The organism is Achromobacter sp. PD1 (genome assembly GCF_048541815.1).
Classification (GTDB): Bacteria; Pseudomonadota; Gammaproteobacteria; order Burkholderiales; family Burkholderiaceae_B; genus Achromobacter; species Achromobacter bronchisepticus_A.
In genome coordinates, this window is the sequence record NZ_CP183349.1 from 5,478,359 (window position 1) to 5,503,766 (window position 25,408).

A 25,408-nucleotide genomic window follows, 5' to 3' on the forward strand; every position below is an offset into this window, starting at 1 on the left:
ACGACAAGGATCTGGCATGACTGTGAAGAACGCTGTTCCCGGGGACATCTCCGCGTTGCCCGTGGACCTATCGGGCAAGCGCGTCATCGTGACCGCGGGCGCCGCCGGCATCGGCGCGGCAATCGCCGGCGCATTCGCGGACCGCGGCGCCAGCGTACACATCTGCGATGTGGATGAGCAGGCGCTGGCGGCCAGCCCTCACCCTTGGTCGCGCGCCGACGTGAGCCGGCGCGAAGAGATCGATCGCTACATGCAGGAAGCGCTGGCGCAGCTGGGCGGCCTGGACGTGCTGGTCAACAACGCGGGCATCGCCGGCCCCACGGCGGGCATCGCGGACATCCACCCACAGGAGCTGGATGCAACGCTGGACATCAATCTGGCATCGCAGTTCCACACGGTGCGCCATGCGCTGCCGGCGCTGCGCGCGTCGGGCGGCGGCAGCATCATCAACATCAGTTCGGTGGCTGGCCGCATGGGCATCCCCATGCGCACGCCCTACGCCGCGACCAAGTGGGGCGTGGTGGGCTTGACGCGTTCGCTCGCGGTCGAGCTCGGCGGCTATGGCATCCGCGTCAACGCGTTGCTGCCGGGTTTGGTGGCCGGGCCACGGATCGACCGCGTGATCGAGGCGCGCGCCAGAAACATGGGCCTGACCGTGGAAGAGGAGACCCGGCTGGAGTTGGCCGGCGTCAGCCTGCGGCAGTTCGTGCGGGCCGCCGACATCGCCAACATGGCCTTGTTCCTGGCCAGCCCCTTCGGGGCGATGATCAGCGGGCAGGCGATCAGCATAGACGGCGACCTGCAATCGCTGCCCTGGCAGCCGCCGGCCGAGTAAGGCCGTGGCCTACTCCAGCAACTGGACCGTATGGGCATAGACGCCCTGGCGGCGGTCCTGCGCCGTGGCGCGCAGGGCGTCCAGCAGCCGCGCGGCCAGGTCCTGGCCGCGCTCTTCCTTGCGGGTGATGAGGTAGAAATCGAACCACTGCCGCGAGGCCAGAGGCCGGGCCACCAGATCGGGATACGCCATCACGATGTCCCAGGCGGACAGCGCATTGACCAGGCTGATGCCCCGGACCGCCCGCACCGTGCCCGGCAGCAGAGACATGTGCGCCCGCATGCCGGAGCTCAGCAACAGCGTGTCCGCGATGTCGCCCTGGGCCACTACATAGTCGGACCACAAGGGTTTCACGTAGGTGTCTGGCGGAATATCGGCCGCCGCGATGGTGTCGCGCGCCGCCAAGGGATGATCGCGATGCGCGATGGCCATGACGTCGGCTCGCAGGAACGGCGTGAACGCCAGGCGGGCGCTGTCGCGTTCCACCGCGCCCAGGCCGAAGTCCGCGCGCATGGTTTCGACCGCGCTGATGGCCTGCACGGATGATTCGATATCTATGGAAAAAGGCCGGGTGCCGTTGGCGTCCAGGTAGCGCCGCACCGCGTCGGGCGCGTAACCCAGCGCCAGCGCGGGCGAAGACGCGATGCGCAGGCCGCGCCCGCCGAATTGTTCAATGCTGTGCAGGGCCTCGTCGATGCGGACCAGTTCATCCAGCACGAACTTGGCCTCGCTGTAGAGGTACTGGCCGGCCTCGGTGGGGCGCAAGGTCTTGTGGGACCGGTCGAACAGCTGCACGCCGGTCGCGCCTTCCAGGCGGGATATCGCGTGACTGACCGCCGGCTGCGTCAGGTGCATGGACTGCGCAGCCTGCCGGGTCGATCCGGTCATGACCACCGCGTAGAAAATGCGCAGGTCGTGAATATTGAAATTGCGCTTCATGCGGCGCGAGCCTCCCTGGGTGGTCGGTTGCCCGACTGCGCCCGGCCGGGCGTCGATGGCCGGCCTGCGCGAGGCCTTCTTGTAGCCCAGACCGCCGCTAGTGTCGAACCTGGAGCGGGGACAGCGCGGGCCTGGCCTGCGGCGCCTGCCGGACCCGTTCAATCTGCGGCGAAGTCCATTTGCCTTCCAGCAGCGCGGGCTTGGGCCAGTAGTACCGCAACGTGACCATGAAGGGCCCGGCCGGCGCGGGCAGCCAGTTGGACTCCTTGCCCTTGCCTGGCGACTCCGGCTGGATGTAGATCGTGATGCCGCCATCGCGGTCGCGCTTGAGCGACGGCAGCATGGACGAATTGATCAGGTAACGCTTGAGCGGATTGGATGCCAACAACTGTTCGGGCAGGCGATACATGGTCATGGACCAGAATGCACTGACGGGCGGCAGGCTGCGCGGGGCGAAGCGCAAGGTGTATTGGTTGCGGCCGTCCAGCGGCTGGCCTGTGCTGTCGTTCTCCAGCACGGGATAGAGCGCTTCCTCGCGGCTGTTGCCGCCGATGCCGACCTGCGTGCCGGTGGCGCGCGCGAGGTAATCGTTCTTCAGTGTGTTGCGGTCGCCGAACAACCGGTCGGTCTTGCCGTTCAGGGCCTCGCGGTTCTTGTCGATGTCGTTCTGGCCGTCGTGCATGCCTTCCCGCAAGGCGCGGCGCAATGCGGGATTCATGCTGCTGAAGTCGAACTCCTGGCCGGGTTCCAGGCCGATGCTGGAAAAACGTTCGCGCAACGATTGTTCCGAAGGATGGGCCGGCGCGAACTGCAGCAGGAAGGCAAGCTGGTTGTAGAACTCCAGCGAACTGCGCATCTGCGCGGCTGGCTCGGGCGCTATCCAGTCCACCGCCGGCGCCGGCTCGGGCGCGCGCTGCTTGCGGTAGGCGGACAGCGTCTGGATCTTGTAGCGCGACTGGATGCGCTTGACGTTGGGCAGGTCGCCCGCGTTAAAGAGTTGCGTGCGCCCGACCAGATTGACCAGGTCGGTCTCCGACCTGATCACCTTGGTTATGCCGGCCGGCGCCTTGCCCTTCCAGCGCGGGCCGGCCACCAGGAACCGGCCGCCGCCATTGCCCGTGCTGCGGCTGCCGATGTAGGCGAAGTTGTAGGTGTACAGGTCCATCAGCTGCAGCACGAAGTAGCGGCGCGGCTCCATGGCGGGCACAGTGATGACCACGGGCTCGGTCCGCAGATCCAGGACCGCAAAGGTATACGGTGTATCGGCGTTGGGCGTGACGAAGGCGGTATCTTCAGGCGTGAAAACCCGCGCGACGTTGTTGACGGTATTGAACGGGCCTTTGTACTGAGGGTTGTTCTTGTCGATGCTGAAAGCATGCATGGTCTGGTAGCTTGCGACCATGGGCGTGCCGTAGAGATAGGCCTCGCGGGCGATGCCGCGCGCCTGCTGCGCCGTGACGCCGTCGATGCCGACCGATTGCGAGCCGCTCGCATCGTGGGAGTTGAATACGCATCCCGCCTGTCCGCCCGCCAGCGCGGCCGCAACGGCCAGGCGCGCCAACATCAGCGCCGGACCGACGCTGCGGCCCTTGGTGGAAAATCCAGTGCTACTCTGGCTATCGCGCATCCGGTGCTCCAACACAACACTGCGTGAGGTTGGCGACGCCCATGCGGCCGGCATCGCATTCAAAGCGTAAATTCCGGGGAATTCTGGCATATTTCCCAGCGATGTAGAAGAAACGGCGAGCCCGAACAGGAACAGCACCAGCCTATGCATACGCTAGATACGGCCGCGGAATACCCGCAGATGAACATACGCGCGTCCTCTTACTTCGTGCTGCAGGCGGCGCATACGTGCACGCGATGCGGCGAAGAAACGCCGGTGCACGCCCTAGCCGTGCCGCCCGGCCACCAATGCACCGAAGCCGACATCGAGCTGGATGAAGCCGATGCCGACAGCCCCGGGCTGAGCCCCGCTGCATTCAGCACATGGCTGTTCAGCCCGCCGCAATGGCTGGATATTGCCGACCCCGCGCTGATTTCCCAGACCTGGCTACTGTCGCCCACAGTGACGCAGACCATGCAGGCGCTGTCTCCCGGCTACCGCCAGAACCCCGACAACCAGGGGCAATGGACCAACTTTTGCGCCCATTGCGGCAGGCCGATATGGGAGGGCGATCTGTATCCGAAACCGGGCCAGGCTTTCAGCCCCGCGGACGCCGAGGCCGCCGCGCGGATCCAGGTCCGCACGGTGGACGAACCATTCGAGGCCTACTACGGCATGTGCTGGACAGCCAACTACCGCAACAAGTGGCCGCTGTTCGCCCGCCTGGGCTACGAATACAGCGAGGCGGACTGACGACGGGCACGGCCCGCCCTGCCTAGCGAGACGCCTTGCCCGCCACGAACTCCAGCCCCTGTCTGGCCACGTCGAACGCAGGATAGGCCAAGGACTGCATCTTGATCATGGTGTCCAGCACCGCCGTCAGCACGGGTTGCCCGCCACCGGCCTGCGTCCAAGCCTGATAGGTGGGATGCGAGGTCAGCGGCGTGCTGATGGCCACGCGCGCCAGCAGGCAGACCAGCAGCACCGCGGCCAGCAGCGCACCCGCCTTGAGCAGCGGACTCCTGAAGCGCCAGCCGCTCGCAAGCTGCGCGAGCAGCAGGCCGGTCTTGCCGATGTGGACCAGCGCGCCCAGCAGCGACAGCGTCAGGGCGAACACGGGTGCGATCATGGCTTCATAGGCCTTCCTGCCTTCGGCCTCGCGCTTGCCGCCGGCGCCGTAGTCGCGGGCCTGGCTGCGGTAGTCCTGCAGGCGGTCCATGGTGCGGCCGGCCAGCACCGGCTGGTAGTAGCGCTTGTTGAATTCATCCGCCGAGATCACGGCCAGCGTCAGGCGCGCCACTTTGTCCGGATAGCCCAACCCCGCGCGCCATTTCTTCTGCACGACCGGATGCGCGGCGAACGCCTCCAGCCCCAGGTTGGGCGGCATGCCTTCCAGTTCGCGTTGCAGCGCCTCGTTCATCTGCTTGCGGTACTTCTGCTGCGCCAGGCGCACGAAGTAGGCCTTATCGCCGGTGCGCCAGGAATCTGGCACGTCCAGTCCCATCTTGCGCACTTCGTCCCGCACGCGCGGCGCCACGAAGCCGGGCACCAGCTCGCCGCTGCGGTCGCGCAGGCGGGCGCGACCCCACTTGCGGTTCTTGGCGTCCAGCCGGTCCAGGTAGCGTTCCCAATCGCGCTCGGCGCGCGCCGGAATTTGCGCCAGTTCTTTCTGGTGGTTCTGGATGCCGCGCTCGTAGAAGTATTTGTGGCGGCCGCGGATATCTTCCTGGCTATCGACGAAACGCTGGTACTCCGCGTCCCGCCCGCCCACGTTCTGTTCGATCACGGCGCGCACCACCTCGGGCGCGATCGCCATGGTCTGCCGGCGCGCCGCGTCGGATTGCGCGGCCATGTAGGACACTACGCCCACGAAAGCCTTGCCGGCCACCGACTGCGCGTTCTCGTCGGCCCAAAGCCCATCGAGCATGCTGGCGCTGACGGTGCCGGTCGCCAGCCCTTGGCGCAGCAAGGCGCCGGTGACGGCGGCTGCACGGCTTTCGGCGGTGGAGCTGTCCACCAGGGCGTCGATCAGCTTGCGCTCCCCCTGATACACCGCGGTGATGATGGCCAGCGACACGACGATCAACAACGGCACTGTGACCCGCCATCGGCGGGTGCGCGCGAAGATGACGGGCCAGACCAGCAGGGCCACCGCAAAGCCGGAAATCAGGCGTCCCCATGCCTCGGCCGTGTCCACGCGGTTGCTGGCGTTTTCGGACATCACGTCCAGCAGCCAGGCGCTGAAGCTGAATTCGATGTAGAGATACAGCAGCGTGACCACGGTCAGGACGCGCAGGCCGCGGGCCTTGGGATCGCGCGTCAGGAAGCGCTGGCGCAGGCGCTGCCAGCGGGTGGGCGGTGGACTGGGGGTTTGGGTGGCCTGCTTTATCTTGGCTGCGAGATTTCGTCTCAGCGCCTCGATCGACACTTCACTCATGGGGAAATTCTTGGGTTGCTATGACCGGAGGCGGCAGTCTGCCATCCCGCCTGCCTGCCGGTAAGCGGGAATACGCCGCGACTCGCGGCGAAGATCAGCGTTTAGGCGGCCTGAGCCTGAGCTTCGAGCCGTTGGACCGGAATCGCCACGATGGCGCTTTCGCTGGCGGAAGCATCCGTGGTCAGGTGCTGGATCAGGTCCACGGTGGTGGACCGGCGGGTCAGCATCAGGCAGGTGACTTCCTCGTCCGTGACGCGCGTGGCGTGCCAGCAGCCCGGACGCATGCAGACGCCCTGCCCCTGCGGCACGCGGAATGCCGCCAGCGTGGCCAGGTCCGGACTGCCGTCAGCCGCGCTGCGCGCCACGACCTGGATGATCTCGCCCGTCAGCGGCACGATGGCCTGCTGCGTCAGCAGATGCTTTTCCAGGCTGGAGATTTCAAAGGACTGGCTGCGATAGTTGACCCACAGCAGCTCGGCGTCGCCGCCGGCGCCGGTATTGAACTGGTGCTCCTGCCAGAAGTCGGTGTCCTGGTTGGAGAACAGGGGTACGCCGTTGCCGTCCGGCATGGGCTTGCCCAACATCCAGCCGTAGGCCTTGAAGGCGTCCGGTGTCAGATCGTTGATGTCCAGCTGTTTTTCGCTCGTCATGCGGAACCCTGTGATGGCTTGGTCGCGCCGCCGCGCTTGGGAAACTCGGCGTCGTAGTCGAATTCGCCGCGCGCGATGGCCTCGAGTATGGCGGCCCGCCGGTCGGCGGCGCGCTTGAGGTTGGCAGCGGTGGGCTTGACGCGGATGCGTTCGACGCAATGCCGGCCTTCATAGAAGAAGCCGATCTCGATGGAAGACTCGGACGCGGGCCTGACCCCGTCGAATCCCTGGCGCATCGCCCTCTCCTGTTATAGCCGATGAAGATGCACATGATATCGCTTTACACTGGCCCGACCTCCCTCACCCCAGGAAGCGCAACATGACTACCAATCTGTCGTCGCACTATCTCCTGCTGGACGCCTCGGGCACTTGCTCCGCCGTCGAAGGCGGAAACGCCTTCTGGTCGCAACCCGAAAAGGAACTGGAACGGTTCGGCCTCGGCTGGCTGGTGTCCGAGTACGCCTTCGAGAGAGACTGGCCGCAATGGGAAATGCACCCGCAGGCCGACGAGGTCGTGCGCCTGATCGAAGGCGCCGCGGAATTGCGGCTGGAATGGCCGACGGGCGAGCAAGCCGTGCGGATGCAGGCGGGCGACGCCTATGTGATCCCCAAGGGCATCTGGCACACGCTCAAGGTGGCCGGTCCCTGTCGCATGCTGCACATCACCATGGGCGCGGGCACGCAGCACCGGCCGCTGTAGGCCGCCCGTCGTAGGCTGCCCGCTATCCGGCCGCGCCCGCGGCGCGCACGCGGGAAATCTCGCGGTCGTCTATCGGCCAGTGCAGCGCCGCCGACAACACGCCCAGCGCCATCGCACCCAGCCAGATCAGGTCATAGGACCCGGTGGCCTCGAACACCACGCCGCCCAGCCACACGCCCAGGAAGGAGCCGAGCTGGTGGCCGAAGAACACGAAGCCGAACAGGGTCGTGATGTAGCGCACGCCAAACACCTGCGAGATCAGGCCATTGGTCAGCGGCACCGTGCCCAGCCAGACAAAGCCCATGACCGCCGCGAACACGTATACGGTCCATGACGACAGCGGCAGCAGCACGAACAGTGCGATGGCGGCCGTGCGCAGCAGGTAGATGCCGGCCAGCAGGTACTTGCGGCGGTGGCGTCCGCCCAGGACGCCGCAGACATAAGTGCCCATGACGTTGGTCAGCGCGATGATGGCCAGCGCCGCCACCGCGTCGGACGCGCGCAGGCCCTTGTCCATCAAGTAGGCGGGCAGGTGCGTGCCGATGAAGGCCAGCTGGAAGCCGCAGGCCAGGAAACCCAGGTTCAGCAACCAGAAGCCAGGTTGGGCAAAGGCTTCGCGTATGGCTGCGGACATGGACAGCCCCGCCTCGCCCGCGGACGCGCCCTGCTCCCGGCCGGGAGACTCCCGCAACGGCCAAGCCAAGGGCAGCAGCACGGCCAGCGCCAGCGCGAACGACAGCAAGGCCGCGACCCAGCCCCAGCCGCTGATCAGCCATTGCGCGGCCGGCACCATGGTGAACTGGCCCAGGCCGCCCACGGCGCCCGCCACGCCCAGCGCCCAGCTGCGGCGTTCGGGCGCCACCAGCCGGCTGAGCGCGCCGTAGATCGCGGCGAACGCGGTGCCGGACAGCGCGATGCCTATGCATACTCCTGCAGTCCACAGAAACCCTGCGGGCGTAGCGGCATGCGCCATGCCCACCAGCCCCAGCGCATAGAACACCAGCCCGCCCGCGATCACCTTGGCCGAGCCGTAGCGGTCGGCAATCATGCCGGTAAAGGGCTGGGCCACGCCCCAGGTCAGGTTCTGCACCGCCAACGCCATGGCGAAGGTCTCGCGGCTCCAGCCCCGGTCCATCGTGACGGGCAGCAGGAACAGGCCCTGCACGTGGCGCACGCCCAGCGCCAGGCCCATGATGACGCCGCCTGCCAGGACCAGCAGCAACAGCTGAGAAGCATCCAGTGAAGACTTGCGCAGGACGGGCATGGCGAACCTCGGCAGTGGAACGTCGCCTGCGTGCAAGCAGGCACCGGCGTCCATTACAGGGCCGCCGGGCGCACGCATCAACCGATTATTTTTTGTCCGCTGCATGCATGGCGGGAATGCCATCGCAGTGCTGAAACCGCGCTTTCCGGGCAGCGGCAGCGGTGTTGTTAACGGTTTGTTTTCTACAGTTACATTTGCCGTGCAATTGCAGGCTGACGCTGGTTACAGTGCTGCCTTTCCCATCATTCTTGGCAGGCATACGACCATGTGGCACGCCCAGCCCGGCCTTTACGCTTGCGCGGTTGCACCCCGCGCCGCTGCACGATGAAGACCCCGCTCGCCCTCAAACCGCTGGCGCTGGCCGTGGCGCTGGCCGCCCTGCCCGCCGTCCCTGGCGCGGCGCAAGCCAGGTCCAACTGGATCGACCAGTGCGCCCCTGGCTACAACGAATACAACGGCGCCAACCTGGAATGCCAGCAGGCCTTCCATGAAGGCCTGGCCGCGGTGCTGACCGGGTCGGCCGATGACGACGCCGGACGCTGGGGCTATCTCGACAAGCGAGGCCGCATGGCCATCGCGCCGTCCTTCCGGGAGGCCAAGTCCTTTCAGAACGGCCTGGCCGCCGTGAACCAGGATGGGCTATGGGGCTATATCGATACGCAAGGGCAATGGGCGATCAAGCCGCGCTTTTCCGAGGCGACGGGCTTTAACGCCGAGGGTACCGCGCTGGCCGAGGAAGACGGGCACGACGTGCTGATCGACCGCAAGGGCAACATCGTCAAGACCTTCGAGCTGGGCACGCGTTCCTGGGGCTTCCAACGGGGGCAGAAGCTGGCATCGATGGAGATGCCCATGCCGCCGCGCCTGTTCAACACTGCAACCGGCAAGGCGACGGCGCTGCCCGCCGGCGTCATGGCGCTGGCTGCGCCCAGCGGCGGCTACCTGCCTGCCCAGTTGCGCGATTCGCGCTACAGCGGCTGGTGGGGCCTGCTGGACGAGCAGGCCCGCTGGGCGATCGCACCGGACGTGTTGCGCGCCCGCGAACCCGCGCTGCGCGACGGCGACGTGCTGGCGGTGAGCCGCGACGCGGGCTGGACGTTCGTCGATCCGCGCGGCAAGACCATCCACAAGCAGCGCTACGAGCACGTGCAGCTGGCGGGGCCGGGGCTGTGGCTGGTCAAGCAGAAAGGCGCGGGCAAAGCGCTGCTGTTGAACGGCAAGCTCGGCGTCCAGCATGCATTCAAGGGCAATTACATCGGCCTGGATGAACGCGAGGGCTGGCGCGTCATGATCGATGACGACGCCGTACTGCTGATCGACCCCGCCGGCAACTTCCGCAAGATAGACGCGCGCAATGGCCGCGTGCAGCTAAGCAACGGGCAGGCCTGGGTGACGGCATCCCTGCCTCCGCGCGCCGAGGATATGGCGGTCGATGCTGCCGCGGCAGCCGATGCCGCAGCAGCCGGCGCCGCCGCGGTCGCTGATGATGGCCCCGGCGAGGCGGTGGAGGCCTCGGCCGACGCCGCAGTTGCCGCGCAGGAAGCGGTCGCCGCAGCAGCCGCCGCCTCGGAAGCCGAGACCGTGGCCGTCGACGTCGCCACGCCTGCCGCAATGGACGTAGCAGCCGCTGCAGTGGACGCCTCCGCAGCCGCCATGCAAGCGACGAGCGCGGATGCCGCTCCCGACACCGGCGGCGGCCTGCTGCAGATCTATACGCGCGAAGGCAAGCCGCTGCTGGACGCAGACACCCTCGCTCGCCTGCAGGATTACGACATCAGGCCTTTTTCCGCCCGCGAGTCCGCCCACGGCCGGGCCAGCGCGGACAGCCTGCCGCTGGCCCTGCTGCGGCCGCTGGACTATACGCAGCCTCTCGGCATCCTGACGGCCAAGGGCAAGATCGTGACCAACCCGGACTGGGAGGACATGTCCAGCTACGACGTGTCCATGCCCTTGCCCGTGCGCGCCGCCAACGGCAAATATGGCGCTATCGATGCCGACGGCAACTGGTCGGTGCCGCCCCGCTACAGCGTCATCCGTCCGTTCCGCGGCGGCTACGCGCAGGCGGCCTCGGGACGCAGCCGCAGCGACGGCGACCAGCTGATCGACGCCCGCGGCAAGGCCGTCGCGGTCCCGGCCGAGGTGCTGGACGGCGCCAGGTACTTCGACGGCGAACTGATCCAGTACCGCGCGCCGGACGAAAACCGCGAGAACCGCTGGGGCATCTGGAACGTCGCCAAGGGCGCGCCCGCCGTCAAGCCCGTGTACGAAAGCATGGAGAAGTTCGAAGACGACTGGGCCAAGGTCCAGCAGCAGGATCGCTGGGGCGTCATGAACCGCGAGGGAAAATGGGTGGTGCCCGCCACGCAGGAGAGCTCGTACAAGCTCGAGTATCTGGGCAACGGCCTCATGCTGGTCGAGGACAACGCTTCCGGACAGCGCGCCCGCAGCTCTTTCGATACCACCTACCGCTTGGTGAACCTGCGTACCGGCAAGTCCAGCGAGCCCGTGACCGGCAAGCCGGAGCGCCTGAAGGACGGACGCTACCTGGGCGCGCTGGCGAGCGGAGGAACCATGGTGTTCGACGCACAGGGCGGCGCCACGCGCGTCTCCGACGGCCGGGCCAAGCGCACGGAGCTGTACCAGCACTGGCTCTACATCGAGCATGACGACCGCGAGGGCGCCATCGACGCGCGCGGCAACATGAAGGTCCCGGCCATCTATGGCGAGTTCAATCCCTTCTTCGCGCAGCCCGAGGGACTGGCGCGCGCCTACACCGGATCCAGCTACCGCGTGATCGACCAGGACGGCAAGACCGTGCTGGGCAAGCTGGGCGACGGCTCGCCGCTGGCAACCATGCAGCGCATCGTGTTCCACGACTCGGAAAATTCCGTCAGCATCATGACGGACCTGCAAGGCCGCGAGATCACGCGCATCGACGGCACCTACAGCGTGGAAGACCGCAGCGCCAACGAAGGCGTGGCGCCCTATCGCAGCCGCTCGGGCAATGGCAGGCATGGCTTCATCGATGCCAGCGGCAAGCGCATCGTGGGACCGCACTTCGACACGCTGGGCCCTCTGAACAACGGCCTGGCGGTGGCGCGCCGCCTGCAGTATTCCGGCACGCTATATGGCTACATCGACCTGACGGGACGCTATGCGATTCCGCCCGTCTTTACCTGGGCCGGCAACTTCAGCGAGGAACGCGCGCTGGTCCGCAGCAACCATCAGGGCCGGAACACGCAGTACATCGACACCAAGGGCGTGCCCATCGCCACGTTCACCGAGGTATGCGACACGGTAACTATCCTGGACGACCAGGGCAGGATCACCTGGCCGCAGCAGAAAATGGATTGCCCCGTGGCCGACAAGTTCGAACTCGCCCCCGACAACGCCAAAGCGAAACAACCATGAAGTCACGCGCGATACGCACCACCCGCCTTGCCTGCGCCCTGGCCGCGCTGGGCGCGTCCCTGTCGGCGCATGCGCAATACTCGTACTGCATCGATGAGAAGCCGTATAGCGTCGCGGCCGACGACGATATCAGCCCCTACGCCAACGGCTGCATCCGCACGCTGGCGGACCAGCGCGCCGCAGTGCTGCTGCCGTCCGCGCTGGTGAACATCGACCGCGTGCCGCGCGATCATTCGCTGCGCCGCCACGCCTGGGGCTTCCTGGACCAGAACGGCCGGCTGGCGATTTCGCCCATCTTCGAGGCGGTGGGCGATTTCCGTCACGGCCTGGCCGCGGTGAAATGGAAAGGCAAGTGGGGCTTCATCGACACCAAAGGCCGGATGGCGGTGCCGCCGCGCTACGACGCCGTGCAGGACTATGCCGAGATCGGCCTGACCGTGGCCGTGCTGGACGGCCGCTATCTCTTGATCGACCGCAAGGGCCAGCCGGTGGGCGAACCGATGGACGAAGGGGTGCAGTCCTTGCACGTGGGCGCGGGCGTGCCGGCGCTGGCGACGGTGGAGTACAAGCCGGAATACCGCTCCAGCACCGGCGAACGCCGCTACAGCGACGCCGATGTCAGCATCTTCAAGTCCTATGGCAACGGCCTGTATATCGCCATCAACAAGGAAGGCCGGTACGGCCTGGTGGACCGGGACTGGAAGTGGGTGATCGAGCCCAACTATCAGGACATCTCGGTGCCGGGCGAAGACGGCTCGATGGCCGTCGCCTATGGCGACGGCGATGCGCTGCTACTGGACCGCGACGGCAAGCCCGTGGGCGCGGACCAGGGCTACCGCAGCCTGAGGCCCGTGACCAAGGCATTCTGGAGCGCCGAGTTCGGCCGCAATTCCTATGTCGTGCTGGACAGCGGCGGCAAGCCCGTCGTCACGCTCACGTCCGCCGAGGCCCAGGAATCGCAGCGCCACGGCGACGCCATCGTCTACCCGTCTGGCGGCAAGCAGATGGCACTGGTTCCAGGGCGCGCGGAGCCGCTGACGCTGGGCGCGGGCCTGTTCGTGGCCGAGGACCAGAACGGCTACGTGCTGTTCTCGAACGAGGAACGCGTGCCGGTTGGCCTGTTGACGCCGATGGGCAGCTGGCTGCATGGCGACACGGCTCCCGCCTGGCTCAAGGACACCGGCAGGATGGTGGTCAGCCAGGGCAAGCTGTGGCTGTTCAAGCAGGAAGGCGAACTGCTCAACGTGCTGAACGATGAAGGCCGCCTGCTGCTCAAGCCCGAAACCGTGGAAGCCGCCAAGAGCCGCTCGCTCAAGGAGCTGCCGCTGGACATACCCGGCAGCGCGCTGGGCCTGCTGGCCCAGGACCACTGCCAATGCACCGAGGACGGCGCCGGCCTGCTGCTGGCCGACGGCGGCATTGCCTCCGACCCGGCCTGGCGCAGCATCATCCCGCTGGACGGATCCGACGAGGATTACGACACGCAGGCGGATGCGGAAGCCGCAGGACTCAAGGCGGAGCAGTTGCGCTACGCCGCCCAGACCGCCGCGGGCCTGCTGCTGCTCGATGCCATGGGCAAGCCCATGGATCTGCCCGCGCAGCAGCACATCGGGCCGTTCCGCCATGGCTATGCGCCGGCCTACGCCGATGGCGTGAGCCGCATGCTGGACCGCAACGGCAAGACCTACGACCTGCCCCGCGATTTCTTCGAAGCGCAGATCGTCGCCCCCGGCGTGGTCCGCTTCCTCAAGACCGCGGCCGAGGGCTCGCCCTGGGGCCTGTACGACTTCGTCGCCGGCAAGGAAATCGCCGCGCCCGCGTTCCAGGACATCGGCCTCTTCCTGGACGGCCAGGCGGTCGCCTCGCTGGGCCAGGACCGCGTCGGGGTCATCGACCTGCAAGGCAAGTGGATCGTGCCGCCCAGCCACCACAGCGCCGAACGCATCGCCGCCAAGATCTGGAAGCTGCGCCAGGCCGGCCCGCAGCAGGAAGAGTACGAACGTCCCGCCGCCGTCTTCAACGCCGAAGGCCGCGCACTGACCGCCTTCCGGCCCAAGCTCTCGGTCGGCGTGGACAGCGACGGCGCCATTGCGGCCAGCGACGACAAGCACCGCTGGACCATTGCTCCTGACGGCTCGGAAGCGGTCGACATGGAGGACGCGGACTACGTGCGCATGGGCGACTGGACGGTGCTGCGCCGCCAGCCGCGCCAGGGCTATCTGGACAGTCAGGGCCAATGGCAGATCGCACCGCTGTCCGCCACTGCCGGCACCTTCCGCGGCGAGCCCGCCCGCGCCCTGCTGACGGGCGAAGACGGTCCGCGCCTGATCGACGACCAAGGCAAGACCGTGACCGCGCTGCCCGCCGGCGAATGGCGCTGGCCGCAGGGCTCCGACATGCTGCTGCGGCATTACTACGCGGGCAACCGGGAGATGACCGACTACACCGGCCTGGACGGCAAGAAGCGGCTCTCCGTCGAGGGTCTTGCGTCAGCCTATTCCGAAGGCCGCGCGGTAACGCGCGTGTCCAACCGCGGCATGCGCGCGCTGGACGGCAAGGGCGCCCTGGCCGGTCCCGCGTTCGACGCGCTGGGCCCGCTGCGCGAGGGCCTGGCGCCGGTCGGCATCGATAGCGGCTACGGTTACGTGGACGCGCAGGGCAAGCTCGCGATCGCCGCGGATTACCGGGCGGTCGCGCCGTTCAGCAACGGCCGCGCGGTGGTGTCCACGGTGGAGCAGTCGATGATCATCGACGCCTCCGGCAAGCAGGTGGCGCGGGTGGAAATGGTATGCGGCATGCGCACGCTGTATGGTTCGCACAACCAGCGGCTGTGGCCGCTGAGCCTGCCCAGCCGCTGCACCCGCTAGCGCCGCGCGCCTACTGCGCGTCCAGCGCCAGGTAGCGGCGCGTCTGCACGATCTCTTCCCGCTCCTTGAAGCTGGTGAGCTGATCGGCCAGCGCGCTGCTGTCGCCCGTCTGCTTGATCGCCGCCAGCGTGGCCTGCATGGCGTGGATGGCGGCGCGCTGCAGGTCCGACGGAATGATCGCCAGGCGGTAGCCCATGGCCGCCAGGTCGGCCAGCGGTGTGAGCGGCGTCTTGCCGCCGTAGAACATGTTGATGAGCTTTAGGCCCGGCAGGCGTTCGGCGATGGCGCGGATCTGCTCCAGCGTCTCGGGCGCTTCCACGAAGATCATGTCCGCGCCCGCCTTCAGGTAGCGTTCGGCGCGCGACAGCGCGGCCTCGAAGCCTTCGACGGCGATGGCGTCGGTGCGGGCGATCACCAGCGCATCGGGGTCGCTCAGGGTCTGCCGCGCGATGTGCACCTTGCGGCACATTTCCTCGGCGGGAACCAGGCTCTTGTCGTCCAGGTGGCCGCAGCGCTTGGGAAAGGACTGGTCTTCGATATGGAAGGCCGCCACGCCGGCGCGTTCCATGATGCGCACCGTGCGCTCCACGTTGGCCGAGCCGCCGAAGCCGGTATCGGCATCGGCCACCACCGGCAAGCCGCTGGCGTCCACGATCTTTTCCACGCGGTCCATGACCTCGGTAAAGCTGAGCAGGCCGATGTCCGGATAGCCTGCCGCGCGGGCGATGGCGCCGCCGCTGGCGTAGACAGCGGAAAAACCCGCGGCGGCCACCAGACGCGCGGACATGCCGTCATAAGCGCCGGGCGCCACGACGATGTCGCGGGCCAGGTGCTGGCGCAACAGGGTGCTGGGTTTGATGGGGGCATGCATGCGGATTCCTTTGCGGGTGTCGTCGATGTATGCATGATCGGCGCGTCGCAATAGAATGTCCAATATATGGAAAATTTATAATCAATACTTTAAAAGTACAGATATGGAACTGCGCCATCTGCGTTACTTCGTCGCCACCGCCGAAGCCCAGCACTTCACCCGCGCCGCGGAACAGCTGGGCATGGCGCAGCCGCCGCTGTCGCAGCAGATCCGCCAGCTGGAGCAGGAAGTCGGCACGCCGCTGTTCGATCGCACCGGCCGCGGCGTCGCGCTGAACGATGCCGGACGCGCCTTCCTGGTCTGCGCGCAGGATATCCTGCAACGCGCCGAGGCCGCCGTGCGTACGGCGCAGCGGGCCGCGCGCGGCGAAGTCGGCGAACTGACATTGGGATTCACGGAGTCCGCGTCCTTCAGCGGCGTGGTGACGGAACTGATACGGCAGTACCGGCAGCGCTATCCGGACGTGGAAATGACGCTGTCGCAGGGCGATAGCGAAACGCTGGTGGCGCAGCTGCGCAGCGGCGCGATCGACGCGGCCTTCGTGCGGCCGCCCTTCGCGCTCGACGGCGGCCTGGCGTTCACGCAACTGGCGCAGGAACCGCTGGTGGTGGCGCTGCCGCTGGGCCATGCATTGGCGCGGCGCAAGCGGCTGGCGCCCGCCGATCTGGAGCAGGAACGCTTCATCCTGTATTCGCGCAAATCCGGCTATGGACTTAGCGCCGACATCATGGCGGCCTGCCGCCAGCATGGACTGAATCCGCAGATCGGCCAGCGCGCGCCGCAACTGTCGTCAGCGGTGAACCTGGTGGCGGCGGGCATGGGCGTGGCCATCGTGCCGGAATCGCTGCGCCATCTGCGTCCCGACGGCGTGGTGTATCGCCCCTTCGCGCTGGACTGGCCGCGCGCGGTGCTGGGCCTGGCGGTGCGCGAGCAAGGCGCGGGCGGGCGCGTGCGCAACCTGCTGGCGTTGGCTGGCGGCTGAAGGTCTTTATCCCCTTGCCAGCCTACGCATCGATTCAGCCTTCGTGCGATTCGTGCACGGCCACGGCGCCGCGTTTCCAGTAGCTGGCGGCGCGGATGCGGCTCTTGTCGACGCCGTGCTGCGCCACCATGATTTCCCGCACCGCCTTGGCCGCGGCTGATTCCGCGGCCACCCAGGCATAGCCCTCACCCGGCGGCAGCGTCAGCTCGCGCGCGGCTTCCAGCAACAGGGTGCTGTAGCCCGGCGCGGTGCCGTTGCGATGCAGCCAGCGCACCGAAGCCTGCGCCGCGGTGGCCAGCGGGATTTCATTGGAGGCATCCGGCACTTCGATCAGCACCAGCGCCTGCGCGCTGGCCGGCAACTCTTCCAGGCGGCGGGCGATGGCGGGCAAGGCGGTTTCATCGCCGATCAGCACATGCCAGTCGAAGCCCGTCGGCACGACGAAGGAGCCGCGCGGCCCGCCTATGCCCAGTTGCTGGCCGGGTTCGGCCTGTTCAGCCCAGGTGGACGCGGGGCCATCGCCGTGCAGCACGAAATCGATGACGAGTTCCTTGCGCGCCGCGTCGAAAAAGCGCGGCGTGTAGTCGCGGGCGGCGGGCTTGGGCGCGCCTTCGGGGAACTTGATGCCGTCCGGAGTCACGACCGGCAGCGCCGGCGGCAAGGACGGATCGGCGGGAAAGAACAGCTTCACGTGGTCGTCGAACGAGGCGGACACGAAGTCCTGCAGCTCGTCGCCGGTGAAGGTGACGCGGGCCATCAGGCCGGCCACGCGTTCGACGCTGGCCACGGTCAGCGTGCGCATCTTCAGGTTGTGGCGGACGCGTTCGACATTCAGGTCGTTGCGGGTCATGGATACTCCAGGAATAAGGTCTTCAGGAACAGGCCTGGCCATTGATGTCCTCAGTGGCGCGGGCCAGGATGGCCGCGATGCGCCGCTGCTCCGCCGGCGAGGCGTCGGTGCGGTCCAGCAGCGCGCGCTTGAGCGCCTGGCGCGCGGCCACGAATTCGGGCAGCCAGCCGGTGGCGGTGTCTTCGCCTTCGGGGCCCACGTTGCGCGGCTGGCCGCTCCAGGCCTGGCGCATCCAGTCCATCTTGCGCGCCACGTGCTTGAGCTTGTTGAACATCAGCGCCAGGCGTTCGCGGTTGCCGTCCAGATGCGCGCGGCCCGGCTCCGCCAGGTGATAGCGCTTCTTCGTGCCCTCTTGCTCGACGGTGGCGTAGCCCAGCTCTTCCAGATAGGTCAGCGCGGGATACACCATGCCGGGGCTGGGCGTGTAGAAGCCGTTGCTGAGCGCGCCCAGCGCCTTGATCAGCTCGTAGCCGTGGCTGGGGTTCTTTTCCAGCAGGCCCAGCAGCATCAGCTGCAGGTCGTCGGCGCTGACTTTGCGGCTGCGGGTCCAGCCGCGGCCGTCATCGCCGAAACCGCCGCCGAAGCCGCCGCCTTCGCCGCGCTCGTCGGCCGGACCGGAGAACCAGTCGCCGCCCGCGCCGGCATGGCGTTGATGGTGGCCATGGCCCTCGCCGTGATGGCGGTGGTGCGCATGGGGATGATGGGAATGGGAATGACCGTGGCGGCCCTGCGGCTTCTGGCGGGCTCGGCGCACGAATGCGGTAAGGAATTGGGCATCACGCATGGTTTACCTCCGGTGTCTATCGCACGAGTTATATCTTACGACATATATCTTACGATATACCTGCGATAGTCCAGCCGTCAAGCGCGACGTTCGATCACCCCAGCCGCGATCCCTCCCACAATGAGCGCCATGCCCGCCAGCAGCGAGGCGCTGACCGGCTCATCCAGGAACACGGCCGCGCATAGCAGACCGAATACGGGCACGCCCAACAGTCCGATTGCAGTCACGCCCGCGGGCAATGCTCGATTTACATTTACGGCAGCCCAATGCGCCACCGCGATGCCGAACACGCCGGCATACCCCAGCAACCACGCCAGGTCCGCGCTCCACACCACTCGCGGCGGGCCTTCGGCGGCATAGGCCACGGCCGACAGCACAACCGAAGCCAACAGGGCTTGCCATAGCGCGAGTTCGAACGGCGGCGTGACCCAGCGGTGCGCGCGCACGTAGACGATGTTGGCCGCCCAGCACAGCGCCGCCAGCAGGATCAGGCCATTGCCCAGCAAGGCATCGCGATTGGTCCAGTCGAAGGTCAGCGGATTGAAGATGACGGCCAGACCCAAGAGGCCCAGCGCCAATCCGGCTTGCCGCGCGCGGCCCACGGATTCACCCAGAAAGAGCCAGGCTCCAGGGATCACCCACAGCGGCGTGGTGTAGGCCAGCACGGCCGAGCGGCCCGCCGGCACGTACAGCATGCCCAGGCTGACCAGCGCGGCGAAGGCGCCCATATGCAGCAGCCCCACGCTGAAGATCACGGGAAGGTCGGCCTTGACCGGCCGCGCCACGCGGCGCAGCGCGAGTCCCAGCGCCAGCAATGCGGCCGTGCCAGCGATGCTGCGCACGGCCGCCGCCCAGATAGGCGTCATGTGCTGCAACAGCAGTTTGTTGACGATCCAGGTAAAGCCCCAGGCCAGCACCACCACGCCCAACAGCAGCAAGGCGTGACGGCGGGAAAGCGTGGCGGTGGACATGGGCGGGGGATGCGTCCGCCAGGACGCAGGAATGCGGCGAAGACCCGACTATAGGAGCCGCGCGCGGCCGCGCCGTAGACCCACGGCGCGCCTATTCGCTGGTGCCACGCGCGGCCTTGGCACGCCGCGTCGCCGCGGCTCGCAGCCAGCGTTCGAAATCCGCCGCCTTCGGTTCATCCGGCGCGGGCGCGTACACCACCAGCCGCAAGTGCCGGCTTTCGTCCACCGACAAGGTGGAATGCTCGAACGCCAGCGCGCCCAGGGCCGGCAGGCTCAGGCTGCGCAGCCCCATGCAGGAGCCGTGCACATCGTGTTCGCGCCACCAGGTCTTGAAGTCGGGCGACACGCGCTCCAGTTCGTCCACCAGCTCCCCGACGTCCGGCGCCTGGCCGGCGCTGGCGAAATCCCGCCGGAACGTGGACAGCATGGCGGGCGCTTGCGCCGGCCAGTCCACGAACAGTTCGCGCATCGCCGGACCCGCGAACAACATCCACAGCAGATTCCTGCGCCCCGGCGCCTGCGCGGAAAAATTGAACACGCGGTCCGCGGCCGCGTTCCACACCACCACATCCCAACGCAGATTGAGCACGTAGGCGGGGCGCGCGGGCAGGTCGTCCATCAGGCGGCGTACCTGCGCGGGCACCGTGCACCAGGTGCGGCCCGGTTCCGACGGCGGGCGCTGATGCGCCAGCAGGTAGAGGTGGCGGCGTTCGGCCGCGTCCAGCTTCAGCACGCGCGCCAGGTTTTCCAGGAAGCCCGCCGACACGCTGATGTTGCGGCCCTGTTCGAACCAGGTGTACCAGGCCAGGCCCACGCCGGCCAGCGCGGCGACTTCCTCGCGGCGCAAGCCCGGCGTGCGCCGGCGGCCGCCGGCGGGCAGCCCCAGTTCGGCGGGACTGAGCCGTTCGCGGCGCAGCCGCAGGAACTCGGACAGATCGGCGCGGGTGCGCTCCAGGCGCTTCGGGGCTACGGTTGCGGTCATGAGTCTATTGCACCCAGTAATAGCATAAGCAGCTAAATTGTATAAGGCTAAAAGCCTCTCCAGAATAGCGCCCATTCAGATTCCGATGGCGCTTTCCATGTCTTCCTCCACACTCCCCTGCCCTGGTTTGCACGCCGCGCGGCAGCAGCCCGTCCTGGGCCGCCTGGGCCTGGCCGTGCTGCTGTCGGGCGGCTTCATCACGATCTTCGACCTGTTCGTGGTCAACGTCGCCATCCCCAGCATGCAGTCCACCCTGTCCGCCAGCTTCGCGCAGATCAGCTTCATCATCGCCGCCTACGAACTGGCCTATGGCGTGCTGCTGATCGCCGGCAGCCGGCTGGGCGACCGCCACGGCCGGCGGCGCCTGTTCATGCTGGGCATGGCGGCATTCGCGCTGGCCTCGGCGCTATGCGGCGTCGCACCCACCGCGGACACATTGATCGCCGCGCGCGTGCTGCAAGGCGCCGCGGCGGCCATGCTGTTTCCGCAGGTCTATGCGCTGATCCGCGTCAGCTACCAGGGCCGCGAACGGCAGCGGGCGTTTGGCCTGCTTGGCATGACGTTGGGGCTGGCGGCCATCGCGGGGCAAGTGCTGGGCGGCGGGATCGTGCACGCCGACCTGTTCGGCCTGGCATGGCGCGGCATCTTCCTGCTAAACGTGCCCTTGGGCCTGCTGGCGTGGCGCCTGGCCCGCCATATCCCGGAATCGCGCGAGCCTTCGGGCGCGCGCATGGACTGGCCCGGCGCGGCGCTGGCGGGAACCGGGCTGACCTTGCTGTTGCTGGCGCTGATCGAAGGCCCCTCGCGGCACTGGCCTGCGTGGACCGTGGCTTGCGGCACGGCTGCGGTCGTCGCGCTGGCATTGTTCGCGCGCATGCAGCGCCGCATCGCGGCCCGTGGCGGCGCGCCCCTGGTCGACATGGCCTTGCTGGCGCAACCGCGCTTCGCGGCGGGCTGCCTGCTGGTGCTGCTGGTGTTCTCCACCGCCAGCGCCATGTTCCTTTGCTACGCGCTGCTGATGCAGACGGGCTTCGGGCTGGACGCGCTGACGGCCGGCCTGATCTTCGCGCCAGCCAGCGTGGGTTTCATCGCCGGGTCGATAGCCGCGCCGCGGCTGGTGGCGCGCCTCGGCACGCGCGCCATCGCGCTGGCTGCGCTGCTGTACGGCGGCGCCACCGCGGCCTTGATGCTGCAAGTGGGCGCGGCCGGCGCCAGCCTCGCGCCGTGGTCGTTGCTACCCGCGCTGGTATGGCTGGGCGCGGCCCAGGGCGCGGTCAATACGCCGCTGGTGAACCTGGCGCTGGGCTTCGTCGAGGACCGGCAGGCCGGCATGGCGGCGGGCGTGGTGTCGACCTTGCAGCAGGTGGGCGCGGCGCTGGGCGTGTCGGCGGCGGGCATGCTGTTCAGCGCAACGTTGGAAGCCTACGCCGGCGCAAGCGCCGCCGAACGCCATGCGCAAGCGTTCGCCAGCGCAATGCAATTCAATGTCGCGGCGATTCTGGCCGCGGCGGCGCTGCTGTGGCGGCTGGGCCGCCGCGCGCAAGCGCCAGGCCGCTACTGATAGCTCATCGTGAAGGTGGCGCGGGCGTTGGCGGATCCTGGCGTCACGACCGATTCCGTCTGCACGTAGCGTGCCGTCAAAGGTATGGAAAAGACGCTGGTCCCGGGAGACACGGTGCCTGCCTTCCACTGACCCGGGTTGCCAAGCTCATTCGAATCCGCGCCATATCCCAGCACCGTGGTCCCGCTCAAGACTTCGACCCCGACGCCTTTGGCCCCAGATTCCGGCGACAGCGTCAATACAGTGGAACGGTTGCCGGGATCGGAGGCGTCCGTCAGCGTGACGTACGCATCCATCGGTGTTACGCCATCTCCGCCCTTGCAGCTCAGATCAATCTTGAAGGGCCGTTCAGGCGACGTGGAACCGACACCCCTGAAACTGCCCGCGGAGACAGTGGCCAATGAAGCCTGAATACTGCTGTTCGATGGAAATGAGCAAGTCGGCTGCCTCTTCATTACTACGGAGACTCCCGCTGCAAATGAGAAATATATGTACGGAGCTTCGGGGAACGGGAGGTCAAAGAGACCTACCCCCCCCCCGCAGCACGGAACTACCGCTGGGCGAAACGGCCCGATCTTGATCAGTTCGATGTAGAGTTCGATCGGCCCTGGGTCATCCTTAAGGGTCAATTTGCAAACTACCGGCCAGTAACCCTGAGGGCAATTCCTAAATTTCGCTTTGAAGCGTGCGCCTACTCCCGGGATTCCAGAAGAGTAGACACCCACCGGCTGACCCGACTCCTGACCGCCGCGGAAAGTCAGGGTGCTTTCGCCGCTCGAGGAGCACTCGCCTACTCTAAGTACCGGAGGGACAAATGTGCTTGACCACAGCACCTCACCGTTAGCCGCGTTGGGGTCGAGCTCAAGTTCGGCGGGAAGGACCACCCCCATTTGCCAGTTCCTGAAACAACTGGTACCAGCGGCGGCGTTGGAGGAAAAGACCAACGCCAGTAGCGCGGCGCCAAGTAAAAGCAGCTTTCGAAACGTGTTCATTTTGCGATTCCGATCGACGATAGATATAGAGAGGAACTGCTAATTGCAGCGGGTTTCGACCTGCCAATAGCCGTCGGAACGCGTGTCTTTTTCCATGACTGGCAGCTCATAGTTCATGCGGCAACTGTCGTCAGGCTGCTCGCCCCATTTGACAGTCAATTGGCCCATGTCCTGCAGACCGCGGGCCAGGATACGGCTGGCCTGCCCGACCAGCCCGACCTCGACGCCGTGCTCGTCCTGCACGCTGGCACCGAAGGGCAGCGGCTTGCCGTCGGCCCGCAGGACCTGCAACATCGCCGACCGGCCCGATACCGTGGCGTACCGCAGCATCGCGACCGCGCCTGCGCGCGGTGCCACCTGTTGGCTGGTGACCTGCAACTCGACGTCGGTGGACAGACCCTTGGGATCGATATCCACCGCGTTCATGCGATACGGCGTCAGATGCGGCACGACGGCATAGCCGCGGCTGTTGACGCGCACGCCGGAGGCGTTGAGCAGGCGCGCGCCTTCCGCATCAGGCGCTTCGACGATGCCGAAGGTTTCCGACAGCGGCTGGGACAGCGTGAGGCCGCCCGGATGCGCGACGACCGCGCCGCGCATGCCGACCGAGCTTTGCGAATAACCCGTCCCCACACCCGCGCTGCCCATGAAATCGGCGACAGGCGCGCGGTAAAGCATGCTGGCGCTGCCGCCGTTCATGCTGCCGCCCGAGCCGCCGGAAGCGTGGTCGGCGCTGAAACTGTATGACAGCTGATGATCCTCGCCCGTGGAGCCGGACAGCGTGCTTTGCAGCTGCATGCGCCCGTTGGAATCGCGTCCAGCATTGGTCGACAGACTGAGCGGGCTGCTCTTGCCCAACGGAATGCTGAAGGTCGCGTACACCGCGGTGCCCATCTGCTGGCGGCTGTCGCGCTGACGCTGGACGGTCAGGTTGTAGCCCATGCTCTTGTAGGTGTTGGCGTAGGCAATGCTGTAGTTCACGTCGCGGCGGTCGCGGTTCCAATGGTCCACGGCCGAGCCGGTAAGGTTGATGCTGCCGCGCTCTCCGCCCAGTTGCTGGCTAATGACAAGCGAGGCGCGGTTGCGCTCGCGCACCATGCTGCCGGAATAACGGTACTGGCCGTAGCCGTATAGCGAATTCATGGCTTCGTTCAGGCCGTAGAAGCCGCCGGTGGAATAGCGGTACGCCGCGATGGAGACGTTGGTGCCCGTGGCGGGCAGGCTCTTGGCATAGCTGGCCCGCATGCTGGTGCCGGTATGCGTGGCGCCATTCATCGACAGGCGCGACTGGGTCGCGTCCAGGCCCACGGCGCCGAAGGACGTATTGAGGGTGCCGCCCAGCAGTGCCGAGGTGTAGTTCTGCGCCACCGTGGCGCCGGCATAGCCCGTCACCAGGTTGGACAGGCCGCGCTGGTAGGTGGCCTGCACGAAATGCGGGCTTTTGGACAGCTGCTTGTTGCGCACGGCGCCGCCCGCCACGCTGTAGCGGCTCACGCCGGGACGCAGCGACATTGGCACGGCCGCGTAGGGCACGGAGAACGTGCGCACGCTGCCATCGGCTTCCTGGACCGACACGTCCAGGTCGCCGCCGTAGCCGGTGGCGTACAGGTCGGTGATTTCGAAGGCGCCAGGCGCCACCGTGGTTTCGTAGATGATGGCCGAGTTCTGGCGGATGGTGACGCGCGCGTTGCTGTTGGCCACGCCGCGCACCACCGGCGCGTAGCCGCGCAGCGAATCGGGCAGCATGCGGTCGTCGCTGGCCAGGCGCACGCCCTTGAAGGGCGTGGAGTCGAACAGTTCGCCGCTGGTGTAGGCTTCGCCCAGGGTCAGCTGGGACGACAGCGCCACGATCTCGCGCTGCGCGTAGGTCGAGACGTTCTGATATTGGCGGCGGCCCTGGGAATCGAAAGAGTAGGAGCCATTGTGGCGCAGGCGCCAGTCGCCCAGGTTGGCGCCCGCGCGCAGGCCCAGATAGCCCTGCCGCTGCGTGCCGCCAAAGGCGTTGTTGCGGTAGTTGTACAGATTGAAGTCGTAATTCAGCATGGCCGCATTCACGCCCGAGTCCCACAGTTCCGGACTGACATAGCCGCGGGCGTGACGGCTCATGGAGGCCTGGGGAATGCTCAGGTCCAGGCGTTGGTCGCCGAAGTCGAAATCACTGCCTGCGCCGGCGGCGATGTCGTTCAGACGCAGGCTGTCGCCTTGCGCCAGCTTGTCGGTCGCCTCGGCGGACAGCTTGCCCAGGTCGACGCCGATGCGTTGCAGCAGCTGGCGGTCGAACACGGGCTGCGCCGCCGCCTCGCCGGCGACCGGCGCAAACGGCATTTCCACGCGGCCGACATAGCCCTGGTTGATGAACAGGTCCACCGAATAGTTGCCGGGCGCCGCCGCATTTCCCTTGGCAAAACGCGACAGGTCGGTACGCTGGCCCGCCCCCCCCATCAGAAAGGCGTCCTCGAACTCCACCGAGGCCACCATGTTCCCGGATGCGGCGGTGTCGGCGGCGCGCGCCTCCTGGTCATGCGCGGCCAAGGCCACCAGCAGTGCCGCGCACAGGGGCGTCAAGCGCAGGCTGGCGCAATCTCGCGTATACAGGAGCTTTGAAAGGATTTGCTTCATGATGGCGGCGTTGAAAGAGTGGAGTCGGTGAAAACGCTGGGCAAAACCCTCCCCGGGATGCCGTTGCCGGCATCCGTCGCAAAGAGG

General features: G+C 67.2%; 21 protein-coding genes. 8 read left to right on the forward strand and 13 right to left on the reverse strand.

What is annotated here, in order from left to right; genetic code table 11:
* The first annotated feature begins 16 nt into the window (after positions 1–16).
* The gene (locus tag ACM1PE_RS25805) at positions 17–835 is read left to right on the forward strand and encodes an SDR family oxidoreductase (protein WP_419341401.1); all 819 of its coding nucleotides are present in this window, start codon (positions 17–19) and stop codon (positions 833–835) included.
* A gap of 9 nt (positions 836–844) precedes the next feature.
* Here the strand turns inward: ACM1PE_RS25805 and ACM1PE_RS25810 are convergent, their stop codons facing one another.
* A complete protein-coding gene (locus ACM1PE_RS25810; RefSeq protein WP_118931467.1) occupies positions 845–1,774 on the reverse strand; it encodes a LysR family transcriptional regulator in 930 nt (309 codons plus the stop codon).
* A 97-nt stretch (positions 1,775–1,871) separates the two neighbouring features.
* On the reverse strand, positions 1,872–3,401 hold the full coding sequence (locus ACM1PE_RS25815) for a DUF1254 domain-containing protein (protein WP_419341403.1): 1,530 nt from the start codon (positions 3,399–3,401) through the stop codon (positions 1,872–1,874).
* A gap of 144 nt (positions 3,402–3,545) precedes the next feature.
* On the opposite strand from ACM1PE_RS25815, the gene ACM1PE_RS25820 reads away from it, so the two are divergent.
* Positions 3,546–4,133, forward strand: coding sequence for a hypothetical protein (locus ACM1PE_RS25820; RefSeq protein WP_059373958.1), 588 nt, complete (start codon positions 3,546–3,548; stop codon positions 4,131–4,133).
* Between the two features lie 22 nt (positions 4,134–4,155).
* Here the strand turns inward: ACM1PE_RS25820 and ACM1PE_RS25825 are convergent, their stop codons facing one another.
* From ACM1PE_RS25825 to ACM1PE_RS25835, 3 genes are all read right to left on the reverse strand, one after another.
* Positions 4,156–5,817, reverse strand: coding sequence for a hypothetical protein (locus ACM1PE_RS25825; protein WP_419341404.1), 1,662 nt, complete (start codon positions 5,815–5,817; stop codon positions 4,156–4,158).
* Between the two features lie 101 nt (positions 5,818–5,918).
* Positions 5,919–6,467 (reverse strand): ureidoglycolate lyase, encoded by a 549-nt coding sequence (locus ACM1PE_RS25830; protein WP_059373960.1) that lies wholly within the window; start codon positions 6,465–6,467, stop codon positions 5,919–5,921.
* Positions 6,464–6,703: an Arm DNA-binding domain-containing protein gene (locus tag ACM1PE_RS25835; protein ID WP_059373961.1), complete on the reverse strand. Its 240-nt coding sequence runs from the start codon at positions 6,701–6,703 to the stop codon at positions 6,464–6,466. Before ACM1PE_RS25835 ends, ACM1PE_RS25830 begins: the two co-directional genes overlap by 4 nt.
* 83 nt (positions 6,704–6,786) lie before the next feature.
* On the opposite strand from ACM1PE_RS25835, the gene ACM1PE_RS25840 reads away from it, so the two are divergent.
* Positions 6,787–7,167: a cupin domain-containing protein gene (locus ACM1PE_RS25840; RefSeq protein ID WP_059373962.1), complete on the forward strand. Its 381-nt coding sequence runs from the start codon at positions 6,787–6,789 to the stop codon at positions 7,165–7,167.
* A gap of 22 nt (positions 7,168–7,189) precedes the next feature.
* Here ACM1PE_RS25840 and ACM1PE_RS25845 read toward each other — a convergent pair whose 3' ends face one another.
* The gene (locus ACM1PE_RS25845) at positions 7,190–8,431 is read right to left on the reverse strand and encodes an MFS transporter (RefSeq protein WP_059373963.1); all 1,242 of its coding nucleotides are present in this window, start codon (positions 8,429–8,431) and stop codon (positions 7,190–7,192) included.
* On the opposite strand from ACM1PE_RS25845, the gene ACM1PE_RS25850 reads away from it, so the two are divergent.
* The 3 genes from ACM1PE_RS25850 to ACM1PE_RS25860 are packed head-to-tail and all read left to right on the forward strand — an operon-like array spanning position 8,430 to position 14,709.
* A complete protein-coding gene (locus ACM1PE_RS25850; RefSeq protein ID WP_419341405.1) occupies positions 8,430–8,759 on the forward strand; it encodes a hypothetical protein in 330 nt (109 codons plus the stop codon). The genes ACM1PE_RS25845 and ACM1PE_RS25850 overlap by 2 nt on opposite strands.
* On the forward strand, positions 8,756–11,842 hold the full coding sequence (locus ACM1PE_RS25855; RefSeq protein ID WP_419341407.1) for a WG repeat-containing protein: 3,087 nt from the start codon (positions 8,756–8,758) through the stop codon (positions 11,840–11,842). The genes ACM1PE_RS25850 and ACM1PE_RS25855 overlap by 4 nt, the downstream gene beginning before the upstream one ends.
* The gene (locus tag ACM1PE_RS25860) at positions 11,839–14,709 is read left to right on the forward strand and encodes a WG repeat-containing protein (RefSeq protein ID WP_419341408.1); all 2,871 of its coding nucleotides are present in this window, start codon (positions 11,839–11,841) and stop codon (positions 14,707–14,709) included. Before ACM1PE_RS25855 ends, ACM1PE_RS25860 begins: the two co-directional genes overlap by 4 nt.
* A 10-nt stretch (positions 14,710–14,719) precedes the next feature.
* On the opposite strand, the gene ACM1PE_RS25865 is transcribed toward ACM1PE_RS25860, so the two are convergent.
* A complete protein-coding gene (locus tag ACM1PE_RS25865) occupies positions 14,720–15,580 on the reverse strand; it encodes an isocitrate lyase/PEP mutase family protein (protein WP_251878851.1) in 861 nt (286 codons plus the stop codon).
* A 103-nt stretch (positions 15,581–15,683) separates the two neighbouring features.
* Between ACM1PE_RS25865 and ACM1PE_RS25870 the strand changes: the two genes are divergently transcribed.
* The gene (locus ACM1PE_RS25870) at positions 15,684–16,562 is read left to right on the forward strand and encodes a LysR family transcriptional regulator (protein WP_251878849.1); all 879 of its coding nucleotides are present in this window, start codon (positions 15,684–15,686) and stop codon (positions 16,560–16,562) included.
* A gap of 34 nt (positions 16,563–16,596) precedes the next feature.
* On the opposite strand, the gene ACM1PE_RS25875 is transcribed toward ACM1PE_RS25870, so the two are convergent.
* The 4 genes from ACM1PE_RS25875 to ACM1PE_RS25890 form a co-directional block, all read right to left on the reverse strand.
* Complete coding sequence (locus ACM1PE_RS25875) at positions 16,597–17,412, reverse strand: siderophore-interacting protein (protein ID WP_419341409.1); 816 nt, start codon at positions 17,410–17,412, stop codon at positions 16,597–16,599.
* A 22-nt stretch (positions 17,413–17,434) separates the two neighbouring features.
* Entirely contained in the window at positions 17,435–18,196 is a 762-nt protein-coding gene (locus ACM1PE_RS25880; protein WP_419341410.1) for a PadR family transcriptional regulator, read from the reverse strand.
* Between the two features lie 77 nt (positions 18,197–18,273).
* Complete coding sequence (locus ACM1PE_RS25885; RefSeq protein WP_419341411.1) at positions 18,274–19,167, reverse strand: DMT family transporter; 894 nt, start codon at positions 19,165–19,167, stop codon at positions 18,274–18,276.
* Positions 19,168–19,258: 91 nt separating this feature from the next.
* Positions 19,259–20,149, reverse strand: coding sequence for a helix-turn-helix transcriptional regulator (locus tag ACM1PE_RS25890; protein WP_419341412.1), 891 nt, complete (start codon positions 20,147–20,149; stop codon positions 19,259–19,261).
* Positions 20,150–20,246: 97 nt separating this feature from the next.
* Here ACM1PE_RS25890 and ACM1PE_RS25895 point away from each other — a divergent pair, with 97 nt between their 5' ends.
* Positions 20,247–21,710 carry an MFS transporter gene (locus ACM1PE_RS25895; RefSeq protein WP_419341413.1) on the forward strand — a complete coding sequence of 488 codons (1,464 nt, stop codon included), beginning with the start codon at positions 20,247–20,249 and terminating at the stop codon, positions 21,708–21,710.
* On the opposite strand, the gene ACM1PE_RS25900 is transcribed toward ACM1PE_RS25895, so the two are convergent.
* The gene (locus ACM1PE_RS25900; protein WP_419341415.1) at positions 21,704–22,702 is read right to left on the reverse strand and encodes a fimbrial protein; all 999 of its coding nucleotides are present in this window, start codon (positions 22,700–22,702) and stop codon (positions 21,704–21,706) included. The two genes, ACM1PE_RS25895 and ACM1PE_RS25900, sit on opposite strands and share 7 nt — an antisense overlap.
* Before the next feature lie 39 nt (positions 22,703–22,741).
* Entirely contained in the window at positions 22,742–25,321 is a 2,580-nt protein-coding gene (locus tag ACM1PE_RS25905; protein ID WP_419341417.1) for a fimbria/pilus outer membrane usher protein, read from the reverse strand.
* Positions 25,322–25,408 lie beyond the last annotated feature (87 nt).

Bases quoted from the DNA above. Each gene is read 5' to 3' on its own strand.
- ACM1PE_RS25830 (WP_059373960.1), bottom strand. From the start codon at position 6,467: ATGACGAGCGAAAAACAGCTGGACATCAACGATCTGACACCGGACGCC.
- ACM1PE_RS25850 (WP_419341405.1), top strand. From the start codon at position 8,430: ATGGCGAACCTCGGCAGTGGAACGTCGCCTGCGTGCAAGCAGGCACCG.
- ACM1PE_RS25805 (WP_419341401.1), top strand. From the start codon at position 17: ATGACTGTGAAGAACGCTGTTCCCGGGGACATCTCCGCGTTGCCCGTG.
- ACM1PE_RS25815 (WP_419341403.1), bottom strand. From the start codon at position 3,401: ATGCGCGATAGCCAGAGTAGCACTGGATTTTCCACCAAGGGCCGCAGC.
- ACM1PE_RS25905 (WP_419341417.1), bottom strand. From the start codon at position 25,321: ATGAAGCAAATCCTTTCAAAGCTCCTGTATACGCGAGATTGCGCCAGC.
- ACM1PE_RS25825 (WP_419341404.1), bottom strand. From the start codon at position 5,817: ATGAGTGAAGTGTCGATCGAGGCGCTGAGACGAAATCTCGCAGCCAAG.
- ACM1PE_RS25870 (WP_251878849.1), top strand. From the start codon at position 15,684: ATGGAACTGCGCCATCTGCGTTACTTCGTCGCCACCGCCGAAGCCCAG.
- ACM1PE_RS25840 (WP_059373962.1), top strand. From the start codon at position 6,787: ATGACTACCAATCTGTCGTCGCACTATCTCCTGCTGGACGCCTCGGGC.
- ACM1PE_RS25820 (WP_059373958.1), top strand. From the start codon at position 3,546: ATGCATACGCTAGATACGGCCGCGGAATACCCGCAGATGAACATACGC.
- ACM1PE_RS25885 (WP_419341411.1), bottom strand. From the start codon at position 19,167: ATGTCCACCGCCACGCTTTCCCGCCGTCACGCCTTGCTGCTGTTGGGC.
- ACM1PE_RS25810 (WP_118931467.1), bottom strand. From the start codon at position 1,774: ATGAAGCGCAATTTCAATATTCACGACCTGCGCATTTTCTACGCGGTG.
- ACM1PE_RS25865 (WP_251878851.1), bottom strand. From the start codon at position 15,580: ATGCATGCCCCCATCAAACCCAGCACCCTGTTGCGCCAGCACCTGGCC.
- ACM1PE_RS25845 (WP_059373963.1), bottom strand. From the start codon at position 8,431: ATGCCCGTCCTGCGCAAGTCTTCACTGGATGCTTCTCAGCTGTTGCTG.
- ACM1PE_RS25855 (WP_419341407.1), top strand. From the start codon at position 8,756: ATGAAGACCCCGCTCGCCCTCAAACCGCTGGCGCTGGCCGTGGCGCTG.
- ACM1PE_RS25890 (WP_419341412.1), bottom strand. From the start codon at position 20,149: ATGACCGCAACCGTAGCCCCGAAGCGCCTGGAGCGCACCCGCGCCGAT.
- ACM1PE_RS25895 (WP_419341413.1), top strand. From the start codon at position 20,247: ATGTCTTCCTCCACACTCCCCTGCCCTGGTTTGCACGCCGCGCGGCAG.
- ACM1PE_RS25875 (WP_419341409.1), bottom strand. From the start codon at position 17,412: ATGACCCGCAACGACCTGAATGTCGAACGCGTCCGCCACAACCTGAAG.
- ACM1PE_RS25860 (WP_419341408.1), top strand. From the start codon at position 11,839: ATGAAGTCACGCGCGATACGCACCACCCGCCTTGCCTGCGCCCTGGCC.
- ACM1PE_RS25880 (WP_419341410.1), bottom strand. From the start codon at position 18,196: ATGCGTGATGCCCAATTCCTTACCGCATTCGTGCGCCGAGCCCGCCAG.
- ACM1PE_RS25835 (WP_059373961.1), bottom strand. From the start codon at position 6,703: ATGCGCCAGGGATTCGACGGGGTCAGGCCCGCGTCCGAGTCTTCCATC.
- ACM1PE_RS25900 (WP_419341415.1), bottom strand. From the start codon at position 22,702: ATGAACACGTTTCGAAAGCTGCTTTTACTTGGCGCCGCGCTACTGGCG.